The sequence below is a fragment of the Ramlibacter sp. MMS24-I3-19 genome (assembly GCF_050320135.1).
In the GTDB taxonomy this organism is placed as follows: Bacteria; Pseudomonadota; Gammaproteobacteria; order Burkholderiales; family Burkholderiaceae_C; genus Ramlibacter.
Map to the genome: position 1 here is coordinate 1629642 of NZ_CP190017.1, position 12362 is coordinate 1642003.

9 protein-coding genes and 1 pseudogene are annotated in these 12362 nt (G+C 63.7%); 6 read left to right on the forward strand and 4 right to left on the reverse strand.

The features are described 5' to 3' along the window. Positions 1 to 805: 805 nt before the first annotated feature. A complete protein-coding gene (locus tag ACPWT1_RS08135; RefSeq protein ID WP_427914868.1) occupies positions 806 to 1711 on the reverse strand; it encodes a hypothetical protein in 906 nt (301 codons plus the stop codon). A 1312-nt stretch (positions 1712 to 3023) separates the two neighbouring features. Between ACPWT1_RS08135 and ACPWT1_RS08140 the strand changes: the two genes are divergently transcribed. Further along, positions 3024 to 4163 carry a hypothetical protein gene (locus ACPWT1_RS08140; RefSeq protein ID WP_427914869.1) on the forward strand — a complete coding sequence of 380 codons (1140 nt, stop codon included), beginning with the start codon at positions 3024 to 3026 and terminating at the stop codon, positions 4161 to 4163. 226 nt (positions 4164 to 4389) lie between these two features. Here ACPWT1_RS08140 and ACPWT1_RS08145 read toward each other — a convergent pair whose 3' ends face one another. The 3 genes from ACPWT1_RS08145 to ACPWT1_RS08155 form a co-directional block, all read right to left on the reverse strand. After that, positions 4390 to 5016: an HAD family hydrolase gene (locus ACPWT1_RS08145; protein ID WP_427914870.1), complete on the reverse strand. Its 627-nt coding sequence runs from the start codon at positions 5014 to 5016 to the stop codon at positions 4390 to 4392. 243 nt (positions 5017 to 5259) lie between these two features. After that, positions 5260 to 5613, reverse strand: a complete 354-nt coding sequence (locus ACPWT1_RS08150) for a hypothetical protein (RefSeq protein WP_427914871.1) — start codon at positions 5611 to 5613, stop codon at positions 5260 to 5262. A gap of 426 nt (positions 5614 to 6039) precedes the next feature. Then, the gene (locus tag ACPWT1_RS08155; protein WP_427914872.1) at positions 6040 to 6684 is read right to left on the reverse strand and encodes a glutathione S-transferase family protein; all 645 of its coding nucleotides are present in this window, start codon (positions 6682 to 6684) and stop codon (positions 6040 to 6042) included. 713 nt (positions 6685 to 7397) lie between these two features. Between ACPWT1_RS08155 and tnpA the strand changes: the two genes are divergently transcribed. The 5 genes and pseudogenes from tnpA (at position 7398) to ACPWT1_RS08180 (ending at position 12361) form a co-directional block, all read left to right on the forward strand. Further along, positions 7398 to 7754 carry an IS66-like element accessory protein TnpA gene (gene tnpA / locus ACPWT1_RS08160; RefSeq protein ID WP_427914873.1) on the forward strand — a complete coding sequence of 119 codons (357 nt, stop codon included), beginning with the start codon at positions 7398 to 7400 and terminating at the stop codon, positions 7752 to 7754. Next, complete coding sequence (gene tnpB, locus ACPWT1_RS08165; RefSeq protein ID WP_427914874.1) at positions 7751 to 8083, forward strand: IS66 family insertion sequence element accessory protein TnpB; 333 nt, start codon at positions 7751 to 7753, stop codon at positions 8081 to 8083. The genes tnpA and tnpB overlap by 4 nt, the downstream gene beginning before the upstream one ends. Positions 8084 to 8140: 57 nt before the next feature. After that, positions 8141 to 9677, forward strand: a pseudogene (tnpC, locus tag ACPWT1_RS08170) (IS66 family transposase). 72 nt (positions 9678 to 9749) lie between these two features. After that, the gene (gene lpxA, locus ACPWT1_RS08175; protein WP_427914875.1) at positions 9750 to 10655 is read left to right on the forward strand and encodes an acyl-ACP--UDP-N-acetylglucosamine O-acyltransferase; all 906 of its coding nucleotides are present in this window, start codon (positions 9750 to 9752) and stop codon (positions 10653 to 10655) included. Between the two features lie 1178 nt (positions 10656 to 11833). Beyond that, complete coding sequence (locus ACPWT1_RS08180; protein ID WP_427914876.1) at positions 11834 to 12361, forward strand: N-acetyltransferase family protein; 528 nt, start codon at positions 11834 to 11836, stop codon at positions 12359 to 12361. Position 12362: the final 1 nt, after the last annotated feature.

Genomic DNA, 12362 nt, shown 5'->3' on the forward strand with positions numbered 1-12362 from the left:
ATGCGCCCAGACCGCGCCTGTCATGTATGCCAGGCCCCCGACCTCTAGGCTTGACCTTGGCCACCTCGTCCGCGCAGCTCAGCTCCTGGCCGAAAGCGGCCATGCAGAAGGCTGCTCGGGTCGATAGCAGACAGCACTCGGCGCTACGCGAACTGCTAGATTCCAGCCCGTATGCCCGCTTCTCGCCGACCGCGACACCGGAAGTTCCCGACCCTGCATCCGACACTGCGCCTTCTGAAGGCGCGTTGGCAGGTAATGGAGCCGCTGGCGAAATGGAGGCTACTAAGGTCGATCGCCGGGCTTGAGCACCTGCACCGCGGCGCGCGGCGAAGAATGAGATCGCGATCCAACTACGCTCCGCTCTTGCGGGTTCGTCGCAGGGAAATCGCGCGGTCGTTGTCAGCGCAAAGCTGGAAGGTGCCTCCGGAGATCCTTGCGCACTCTCTGCCGAGAGGCCGCTCTGGCCAATGGCTCCAGCAACTACTTCCGTGGGACGGGCCGCACACCCATACCGCTGAATGGCGCGCGCCGCTGAAAGGCTATCCCCGCTCGCTTTGGCTTGCCTGAATCGGAGCCATCACCTAGCTCAGTGACGTCAGCAACTGGCCGCAAACGGTCGTCAGCACGCCCTCCGCTTTGTCTGTCACCCGCCGCTCTATGCGCGCTTCAGAGACTGGCGCACTAACCTTTGCGCGTTCTCCGCACGTGAGGGTGCGCAGGTCGGAGTCAGGCCTCCGCAAGGACTACTCGCGAACTGGGACGGATGCTCGCAGAGCATGTGGCCGCTCAGCGCCTGACTACGCGGTTACCGCGCCATAACGACATTGTCTGCAGGCCCCGCCGCAGTAGCAGGCACGGTAACCACTGCGCCAGTCGGCGCAACGATGGTTCCTAGTTGCCCCAGCAGGTTGCTCGTGTTTCCGTTCGCACTCACAGACGTCCCGGCCGGCACCAGAAGCAACTGTCCCGCCGCCAGCGTCACCGTGCTACCTGCTGGAACGTTGATGGCTGCTGTCCCGGGCGTGTAGATCAAGTGCAAGTTGCTGGTCGTGGCGTACTGTTGGTCAACGGAAAGAAGGGACCATGCGCCCGGGCGCAGTTGATAGGAGTCCTTCTCGACGAACAGCACATTGCCGGACGGATCCTTATCGGTGGCCGTGACGACTGCCAGCGCCGTCGTGGGCGTATCCGGTTGAACGACGAACGTGAATGTCGCGTGGTACAGCACCTTGGTCCGATTGCTGTCCGCGTAAATGGTTTGTGCGCCGATGTCCCCCGTGTCCCCAGGCTTCACCGCGGTGGGGACATGCCACGGCGAATCCGAGACGGCGACTGCGCCGGAGGAGTTGTCGTCCCCTATGGGTAAAAAAGCTGAATCGTAGAAGCCGGTTTGCCAGCTGGAGGTGCTTCCGGCCGAGGCGCAGTTCGCCAACAAGCGGTCTGTAGTGGTGGTGACCGCGGACGCAGCTTGCGCGCCGAACGTGGCGGGGCTCGCTACTCCGCGCAGCTTGACCTCCGCTCCCGTACAGTCGCCTGAGACGACGTACTGTGCAACCGCAGGGCTCGCAGCGCGCTCGGCGGTTGCCGCCGGGAACGCGAATGCCATTGCTGACGGCTCTGAACCTGCGCTGCCGCCGCTGCTGCCACCGCCGCCGCACGCGGCGAGCATGCCTGCCAACACCGAACTCGTAAGGATCTTGCAGGTTCTCATCTTCCCCTCCTCCTGGCGCGATTCTTGACCCCGTAGGTCTTCCATTCGAACGGCTGAGGCTGCTTGGTCGGCAGGAGAAGTTCCGATGAACACGTCGGCAAGCGCTGATGAGATGCGCCGACGCGCGACGAGGTATCAGGTGACCTGAAGCTCGCGCGCGGATCGAAGCAGCCGCCGCTGAGTACGGATGTGAACCGACGCCTGAGCTGCTATAGGCGCGCATGGGACTGGGAGCATCATGACCGAAGCTGACCGTCAGTGGTCGGTCAGGGACGGAGTTAAATGATGAGTCGCCGTCCCACGGCAGCGGGAAAGGCACTGCGGCGTTCTCGTTCTCCTTCACGTCGTAGTCTTGGCCCGGGCGGGAAACCGTCCCGGGTCTTTTCTTTCCGAGCTTTGAGAAGCGCTAGGCGAGGATAGTTGGCCCAGTAGCAGACGCTCCAGCGCGTCTGCTTGGGGCCGGAAGCGGACCTCCTCGAGCTCTTCCAGTCGCCTTGTTCGTAGCGATGTTCCGAGATGGGCGCGCTGCCCACATCGACGATCTCCCAGGCAAGGCCTTTGCGCCGGAAGGTAGAAACCGTCTGCAGGCCGGGCGGGAGCACGGTCACCCCCTGTCTTGGGCGGCCGTATATGCCAGAGCGTTGCCTCCCGGCTGCGAACGGCTGATCCGCCGAACAGGCGCACGGCGGCGCCATCGGCTTCGATAGGCGCGGCTCGCCGCTGAGTGACGGGCACGCCACGCCCGCGGCCTCCCCCAAAAGCAGCATAGGTGGCCCACGCGGGCGTTGTCTCGCCCGAGTCCGCGCGCTCGCCCGGAATGCCTTTTCCCAATGGAAATCGCAATTCGGGCGACCGGATGACCCCCCACCGGGGGCACGCCCGTGCCGCGCCGGTCCGTAGCGAGCGGCGACAACTCTGACGACAAGTTCCACTCCCGTTTGCGCTCTTTTCCCAGACTGGCGCGAACTTCAACCAGGCACACGGGAGAGTTGGCATGCAAAGTCGTTCCTTGGCGCTGGCGGCGCTGTTCAGTTCCGTGTTGGCGGCTTGCGGCGGCGGAGGCGGCGGCGACAACCCGACCGCGTCTGGCTCGCCGGCTGGCGCACCTGCCGCCGCAAGCGGTGGTCCTGTCCCAGCACCTGCCACCGCAAGCGGTGGTCCTGTCCCAGCACCTGCGCCCACGAGCGCACCGGCGCCGGCGCCCGCGCTTGGAGGGGCACCGGCGCCGGCGCCGGGATCCGCAACGCCTCCTACGCCATCGCCATCGCCGGCGCCCGCCCAAGCGGCGCCCCCCTTTGCAAGCTTCGGGCCGGTGACCGTCGCCTCGGCACTGACTGGCGTGGCCTTCAGCACGCAGGCGGCGTCCCCTGCTGCGGCACGCCTGTCGGGCGGCGGCTCCGTGGTGGCCTGGGTTGACAAGGGCCTGGTCAGCGCACGCGTCCTGGACAACAGCGGCACACCGATTGGCGACGTGATCAGCGTGGCCACCGCCACGCCTTCTTCCGTCGCGGTCGCAGGTCTGGCGAATGGGGAGTGGATCGTCGCCTGGGATGCGGTCACGCTGCCGGCGGCCACTCCGACGGCGCAGCGAACGACGGTGCAGTTCCGTCGCTACAGCGCGACGGGCGCGCTGCTGCAGGACACGACGACCGTTGCGGGACCTGTCTACGGCGTCGACGCAGGAATGCAGGCGGTTGGCACGCCGGACGGCGGCTTTACGGTGGCCTTCGCGGCGCACGATGTCACGGGGGCGCCGGGGCACATCTTTGCGCAGCGGTACCAGGCCGGCGGCAGCCCGCTGGGCGGGCTCGTGACGCTCAGCGCCCGGCCCGGCGAGCAGCAACAGCCCCGGCTGGTGGCGCTGCCCGACAGCTCGACCCTGCTGGTCTGGCTGCAGCAATCGGGTGGTGCCGCGATCTTCATGCGACGCATCGATGCTGCCGGCCTGCCCGCGGGCGGCGAAACACAACTCGCTTCGAGTCCCAGCGGGGCGAGCACCTTGGGTGCCCGCGTCTTGCCGTCCGGCAATGTCGCGGTTGCCTGGACGACGGTCAGCCGAGTGTCCTGGCAGGTGTTCGACCTGTCGGGCACCGCACGGACCGCCCAGGGCGACGCATCGGTCCCGTTCTCGGCAGGGGGGCCGGCCCATGTCGCGGTCGTGGCGAGTGCGGCAGGCAATGGCTTCCTGGTCCTGGTGGACACGTACTTCGCGTGGAACCGCGGGAGTGGCCAACACCTGCTGGATTACGAGGTTGGTGCTGATGGATTGCTGCTGTCCACGAAAGAGCTGGCGGTCGCTAGCGTCTACAGCGTGAGCGACATCACGGGCAACGCGACCGGTCCGGCTGCTGCGGGCTTCGGGATCGCAGCCGACACCGACGGCCACTTCGTGTACGCGTGGGAGAGCGCGTCGGGCGTGGGGGTCGCGCAGCTCAGCGCGGCCGGGCAATAGCGATTGCGTGTGCTCCAAGGTCACAAACCCCGAGGGCCAGCTGGTCCGTGGCCTTCGGCACGGCGGCACCGGCTGAACTGCGAAGTTGGCGCGCGAGCGCCGAGCCGGTTCGAGGCGCCGCCGGGGAATGATGGCAGGTCGGGACCTTGGGGGGAAGACAGGCGTGCGGTAACGGTCAACCCCGCGCTGGCAGTGCGTGGATGTCCGCTCTTGGCGGGAAACTGACCTAGGAATCTTGGAGTGCCGGCAAGCCAAACTCGCCCGTTAGTCGTCTCGCCAGTGCGTCGACATCGTTCAGTCCGTCGTCGAAATGCAGCGCATGCATTCCGATGGAAGCAGCTCGTGCCGCATGCTCGGGCGTGTTGTCGATGAACACGCATTCGCGAGGCTCCACTCCTGCGAGCGCGCATGCGTGCCGGAAGATCGACTCGGAATCCTTAGAGCAACCCAGGTCCGCGGACACCACGATCGGATCGAACAGGTCGTCGAGGGATTGAACGGCTCGTAGGCGCCTCATGCGGTCCGACTTGTTGTCGGTGATGATTCCAACACCGCAAGCAGGTCGGAGCCGCCGCGCCAGTTCGAACACGTGCGAGTTTATCGGGGTACTGTCGAACGCGTCCTGAAGAAGGTCGATCGAAAGCAGGGAATCCAGCTCGGCGCAAATCTGCGGCCACGCCTGTGAGTACGTCATGCTTCCGATAGTCAGCTCGCGGTTGTGCGTTGCGAACGCGCGCTGCACACGATCCAGCGGGATGCCACTGGTGGCGGAGATGTAGCGGCACGTTGTCAGGGAGCCGGTGCGGTCGGTGGTCAGAACCCCGTCGTAATCGAAGAAGACGACCCGAATCATGTAGCGATCGTAGGTGATGGCTGCTTCCGGTCCGAGAGCGGCCGTCCGTCCTTCCTCGTCCCTGAAGCGGGCAAAGCACGTCTGCCTCAGGCGGCAGCGTCGGACGCGAAGTGCGAGTAGATGGCGCAGGCGCCTGGTTTACCGCGCACCAGGCGGTATTCCCTCAGAGAGTCTTCCTGCTGGAAGTTGCACGGGCGAAGAACAGCGTACGCTTGGCTGTTCGATGGTCCTGGCGCGATACGACTAGGCGGGAGCGCTGCCAAATTCGAGCAGGCCGGCGGCGTTCATCGCGTTCATCTCTGCGACGAAGACGTCAGGATTGAGCAGATCTTGAAGCTCCACCGGCACGCTCTCGTCCAGATCGCTGTAGTCCAGCCTCGATTTGCCCTTGCGCGGGTCACCAGAGAACTCGAAGGTATCGGGCAGCCACTGCTCAACCTTGTCGAGCAGATCTTCGTAGCAGCGTCCCCTCTTGATGTCATCCAGCATTCGCCGAATCTGCTGGTCGTCCATGCCTCGCACGTGGCCGATCCTCCGCACGATGACGAGAAGGTAGAAGACGTTGCCGAAGTGCCAGCGGAGATCGAATCGAAGCATCTATGTCCTTTCAGATTGGGAGGTTGATGCCGCATATAGCTGCCGGCAAGCCGCAGATCTTTCGATGTCCCCAAGGTATACTGAAACGACCTCGCTTCATCTCATCTCATCGCGCTCGCACGCGCGGCGACGCAAGCGCCACGTGCGGTGTATCTGATGCGACTCAGGGCGCTGTGAGACGCGGCTTCCGGGTAGCCTGCCAAGGGGGACAGGCGGAAGCTGCAGTCGACGCCTAAACGGGGGCAGCAGACGACCTACCTCATGACCACCGGCCAGCTCCGCCGGAGATGCGTCGGTCGCGGCCACTACAAGCGCTTCGTTTCTGCTGTCGCTCTACTGAGCTGCTGAATTCCGCATGCCTGCTTCTGGCCGGGAGCTGCCGTGCCGCAGTACGGAGGTGTCGAGACTACGCGGTATCTGACGCTGTCATGGAGTCGGCGTCCATCGCAAGTGCTCCGAGCTGGAGCGTCGTGACCAGAAGCGCCTTATCCAGTCATTTAGCGCGGATGCGCCATCTGGCAACGCGAACCCTCGCTTCAATCCGAAGTCAAGTCCAGCTGCTAGCGTGCAATCAGCAATACCGCACGAATCGCCGCCGAGATAGTCTTGGCCGTCTTGGAGTGCGGCGTCGATCTGGGAAATCCCGCTCGCGGCGGCTTTCTCGTAACCCTTTGCCGCTCCAGGATCCGGGTCCTGGCCCAGGGGCGAGTTCGTCGCATTGACCCACTGTGCTATGGGGCGTAAGACTCTAAGCTCCGCGATCCGATCCAGCTCGCGCTGCCGTGCCCGCGACAGAGGAGTCACTCCCCACATGGGTGGATGCGGGAAGCATTCCTCGAGATATTCGACAATGGCGAGGGACTCGGTTAGATACACGCCTGGCTGGATCTCAAGAACGGGAACAGTTCCGGCTCTGTTCCGCGCCAAGTGTGCCGGCATCCGGTGCTCGCCAGCCCTCAGGTCGACTTCCAACGGTTCGAGCGGGATGTCAATGCCCGAGGCAGCCTTTTCAGCGACATAGAGCTGCACACGCGCAGCGTGCGGCGCTCCCCGGCAAGTGTAGAGCCTCATGGCCCAGATCCTAGCAACAGGGTACCGGGGCCGACCTTTTGGACCGACCAGCCGCACATGGCAATCTCGTCGTTCACCGAATCCTGCATGCCTGCTTCCGGCCAACAGCTGACGTCGCCCATCTCAGCCCGCGAGCAGCCGGTTGCAGTCCACATCTTGGTCGGCGTCTACGGCATCCGAATTCTCAAGAAGTTTCACGCGGTTTGACACTTCTCATTCGCGGCGCGATCAGCCGTGGCCGCCCATTTCTTGGCACGACGCGGCCAGACATCGGCTTCCCTGATGACCCCCGAGCGCTTCGGCGCTGCCGCTCGCAACGCGTTCCTGTTTAAGCCCGCGGGTGGTGTGAAGCACTGAACATTGAGCCGTGTTCGTCGTAGGGTTGAACGACTGCTTCCGGCCATTAGCAGACATCAAGGCCGGTCGCACCGGCGTACTCTGGCGGCGTGTCCAACGTCCGATTGGCCGGCACGCAGTGGCATTGCGCCGCGAGACGCATGCTCAGATGCACGGCTTGGGCGCAATGCCGGTGGGTGTCCGCGTCGAACGACCCCTGCCGGTCCTCGCACGGCACTGGTGCCCCGCTGTCAGACACACACGAGCATGCCTTCTCACTTGCCTGCCCATGGGGCCGGTACTTTGTAAGCGTCCGGCCATCCCATCTTGAGCGGTAACTCTGGAGTGGGGAGCATCGTGTCCGCGACAGAAGTTTCATGGACACAATCGAGACGAAGAAGCGCACGCGCGTGCGCGCGTATCCAGCCGAATTCAAGGCGCAGTTGGTGGCCGAATGCGAGCAGCCCGGGGCGTCGGTCGCCAAGGTGGCGCTCGCGCACGGCCTAAACGCCAACATGCTGCACACCTGGCGGCGTGATGCAGGTGGAACTCCCGCCGGCGGCAAACCGGGCGCGCAGCCGGAGTTCGTTTCGCTGCCGCTACCGGCGCCCACAGTCCCTGCGACGTCGTCGATCCGCATCGAGTTGCGCCGCGGTGCCACCAGCGTGGCAGTGTCGTGGCCGACGGACGCAGCCGACGCCTGCGCAGCCTGGCTGCGCGAGCTGCTTCGGTGATCCGCATCGAGGCAATCTGGCTGGCCGTGGAGCCGCTGGATATGCGTGCCGGCACCGAGGCGGCGCTCGCGCGCGTGGTGCGCGTATTCGGTGCGGCGCGCCCGCATCATGCGTACCTGTTCGCCAACCGGCGCGCCAACCGCCTGAAGGTCCTGGTGCATGACGGCATCGGCGTCTGGCTGGCGGCCCGGCGCCTGAACCAGGGGCGGTTCGTGTGGACGAGTGACGGCGCGCCGAGCGTCGGCCTCACGCGCGAGCAGTTCGACGCGCTGGTGCTCGGCTTGCCGTGGCAGCGCATCGGCGAAGCCGGCGTGATCTCGCTGCTGTAGCGCAATACAGGCATTTGCCGATGCCTTGGCGAAGCGCGCATGGCAGCATGTGCCTCCGTGATCACCGCGGACAACATCGACGGCCTCGACGCGCATCAGCTGCGCGAACTGGTGGCACGTCTGCGGGCCGACGTGCTGCACAAGCAGACGCTGATCGACAAGCTCACGCACGAGAACGCGGTCCTCAAGCGCCTGAAGTTCGCCGCGCAATCGGAGCGCTTCAACGCAGAGCAGCGCAGCCTCCTGGAGGAAACGCTCGATGCCGACCTGCAGGCGGTTGGCGAAGAAATCGAGCGGCTCGCTCCGCAGGACAAGCCTGCCGGCGAAAAGAACAAGCCCAAGCGGCAGCCGCTGCCGGCTCAATTCCCCCGGCGCGAGATTCACCACGAACCCGAGAGCACGATCTGCAGCTGCGGCTGCCAGTTGAAGCGCATCGGGGAAGACGTCGCCGAGAAGCTCGATTACCAGCCCGGCGTCTTTACGGTGGAGCGGCACGTGCGTGGCAAGTGGGCCTGCGCGAAGTGCGAGAAGCTCGTGCAGGCGCCCGTGGCGCCGCACGTGATCGACAAAGGCGTGCCCACCAGCGGCTTGCTTGCCCAGGTGCTGGTCGCCAAATTCTCCGACCACCTGCCGCTGTACCGGCAGGAAGGGATTTTTGGGAGGGCGGGCCTAGAGATCCCGCGCTCGACGCTGGCGCAGTGGGTGGGCAGCTGCGGCGTGCAGTTGCAGCCGCTCGTGGATGCCATGCGGGCCCAACTGCTGCAGCAGCCGGTGCTGCACGCGGACGAAACGCCGGTGGCGATGCTCGATCCGGGCGCCGGCAAGACGCACCGCGCCTACCTGTGGACCTACTGCAGCACGGCCCTGCAGGGGACGAAGCTGGTCGTATTCGACTTCGCGGAAAGCCGGGCGAGCCGGCATCCTGCGGACTTCCTGGGCCACCCTGGCGAGGGCGCCTGGCGCGGCACGCTCGTGTGCGACGACTACTCCGGCTACAAGGTGCTGTTTGCCAGCGGCGTGACCGAAGCGGGCTGCCTGGCGCACGCGCGTCGCAAGTTCCACGAGCTGTACGCGAATCACCAGAGCACGGTGGGCGAACAGGCACTCGCGCTATTCGGCCGCCTCTACGAAGTCGAACGCGAAGCGGCGGATCTGAATTGCGACGAGCGCCGACGGATCCGGCAGGAGAAGGCAAAACCCGTGGCCGACGCGCTGCACGCTTGGCTCACGGCCCAGCGCCAGAAGGTGCCGCCGGGCTCGGCGACCGCGAAGGCGATCGACTACAGCCTCGGGCGCTGAAAGGCGCTGACCCGGTACATCGACGCAGGTGATCTGCCAGCGGACAACAACTGGGTGGAAAACCAGATCCGGCCCATTGCGATCGGCCGCTCGAACTGGCTGTTTGCCGGAAGCCTGCGCGCCGGCAAGCGAGCCGCCGCGGTGATGAGCCTGATCCACTCGGCGCGCGTGAACGGGCAGGACCCTTACGCGTATTTGCGCGACGTCCTCGGAGCGGCTGCCTACGCAGCCCGCCAGCCGAATTCGCGAGCTGCTGCCGCACCGCTGGCAACCGACAACCCTGACCGCGTCATAACGAAGTGAGCGAGTCAACACGGATGCAAGCCGCGCACCGAAGTCCGGCTACTGCACCGCGGGATACTGTTGCTTGAAAACGGCTGAAGTCACTAAGCCAATTTTCAAGTATCGTTCACGAATACCGGAAACCAAGCCATACAAGCTCAATTGCATTCCGAGCGACAGAGTAACTACGGAGGATAAGGTGGTGACCTCAAAAATTCATACAACTGCCGTCATCGAGGAAGGTGCGGTAATTGGTGCAGGCTGCACGATCGGGCCATATTGCCACGTCGACCGGGACGTGCGACTCGGTGACAACAACGTACTTCACTCACACGTATCGCTGGTAGGCTCGACTCGCATCGGATCGGCCAACGAGATTTTTCCATATGCCTGCATTGGGGGGCGTACGGAAGACATGAAGTTCAAATATGGCTCGGTAACGCACGTCGAGATCGGGAATGGGAATGTCTTCCGCGAATATTGCACAGTGAACTCAGCGACCGACGATGGGGCGGCGACGCGCATCGCTCACAACAACACGTTTCTTTCGGATAGCCATGTGGGCCACGATTGCAAAATCGGAAGCCACATTGTGTTGGGATGCGGTTCCAAGTTGGCAGGGCATGTAGAAATCGACGACTACGCTACGGTCAATGGCATGACGGGTGTGATCCAGTTCGTGCGCTTGGGCAAGTATTCGTTCATCGGGGCTATCAACAAGGTCACCAAAGACATCCTGCCGTTCATGATCGCGGAGGGAAATCCATCGGTCATCCGCGTCGTCAATACGATTGGTCTCGAACGCAGGGGCTTTGATGTCGAGCGGGTACGTCGAATCAAGAGCGCGATGCGCGATCTGTTCAAGTCGTCCACATCTTTGCAGGGTGCTGCTCAGACGCTGGCTGATGCGCGCCCGGACGACGTCGATCTCCGTGAGATTGCGAGTTTCATCGCCGGCTCGCGAACGGGCATAGCAAAGGTGGGCACCTGAAACCGTCTCGCTGACAAGACAGGAGCGGTCCAACGGTCTCGGAAGTCGAGCGTCAGCAATGCTCTTGGCTGCGGGCGTTCGGCCGAGTCCGTAGAGTCAATATGCCCTGCCAGCCGCTTGCGATGCGACTGGCGGCCCAATCGCTGGAGCCGAGGCGACGCCGAAATCTGACCCCTTGAGTTCCTCGGGTCAAGGCGGGGTCACCGGACGGTTACGGTACTTTCGGTGCGCACATGCAATAGGAGTTTGACTCCGCCTTTCTGAAGGTGGGGGACAGAAGGTGGCCCTGGCCATCGAACGAGTATTGATGCTGCCAAGGCTAAGAGGCTCACTCAGAAGAAAGCATGTTCCCGATGGACGCAAGCCTCGCCCTTTCCGGTCCAATCCTTGCCACTGCTGGGTGATGATCACGACCCGCCCAGAACTCCTCGAAAGCCTCGCTTTCAGTGATGCTCGTTGCGACCACGCCGCCGCACATTCCAGCGACCACCATGAGCCCAAACGCCGCATAAGGCAGATATTGATTCCAGGTGAGCGTGCTGGTTACCCAGAGGCGCCTCGAAGGCATGAGCAACTGCTCACCGAATGAACGGGGGTTCCACAATGACTCAGGGTCGCGGTGGAGGACGCTTCTATGCTCGTTCGCCCGAATGGCTTGAGTGCGCAAGAGCGAAGACTATTGCGCGATGTCTCAGTGTTCTATGTGCGGGCTCGCCATGGGTTTCGGCGTTCGTTTGTGTTTGCCTTGCCAACTCCGAGCCTCGATGGCGGTCTTGCGCCAATCTACGCACGTAACCGGGGAGGCTTATCAGGTTGGCACACCGGTTGTCCCCATACGGCACGCCGGGAGCGATGGCAAGCCCGCTGCTAGGGCATCTACATCGCAGCCGCAAGAGAAGGCAGTCTCACGGGGCAAGCGCGAGCTCCGCGTCAAATGCACACTGTGCGGAAAGCGCTTTTCCGAAAGAGAGATCGCACTTCACCTCGTTTCGGAACACCCGGATCGGCAGAAAAAGCCAGCAAGAGTTCACCGATCTCCGTGGGTCAGCTTGGTCCAGGGTGGGCTGCCAGGGCTAGGTAAACGGAGGTAGCGGAGCGCTGCACGAGCAATTTATTGCGGTTCGGGGGCACGTCGTCGTAAGGAAGTCTGTTGTGCAGCTAACGTGGAAAGGATGGACATGGAGAGCTATGAAGTGACTAATGCAAAGTCTGGCGACCTCGACGATGTGGCTGAAATCCATGTGCGCTCGTGGCGAGCTGCGTATCACCACGTCTTCCCGAATAGTTACCTCGAATCAATATCAGTGGGCGCGCGGAAAAAGGCGTGGGAAGCTGTGCTCGCCGAAAAAAGGTCAGATCTCTTGATCGCACGCCGTGAAGCGCGCGTGGTCGGATTCGTCTCCTTTGGTGCAAGCCGCGATCTAGACGCAGTTAGCGGACGTACGGGCGAAATCTGGGCCCTGTACGTGGACCCCACAGAGTGGGGCAAGGGCGCAGGTGGCACTCTTTGGCGCGGAGCCGAAGCGCGTTTGAGGCGAAGTGACCACCAAGAGATCACCCTCTGGGTGCTCGAGGCGAACGCCCGCGCCCTTGCGTTCTACGAGCGTGTCGGCTTCACACGTGATAAGCATGAACCAGTTGTAATAGAGCGCGGGGGAACCACTGCATCAGAAATCCGTCTTGTTCATGGCACTGGCGCCGAGTAGT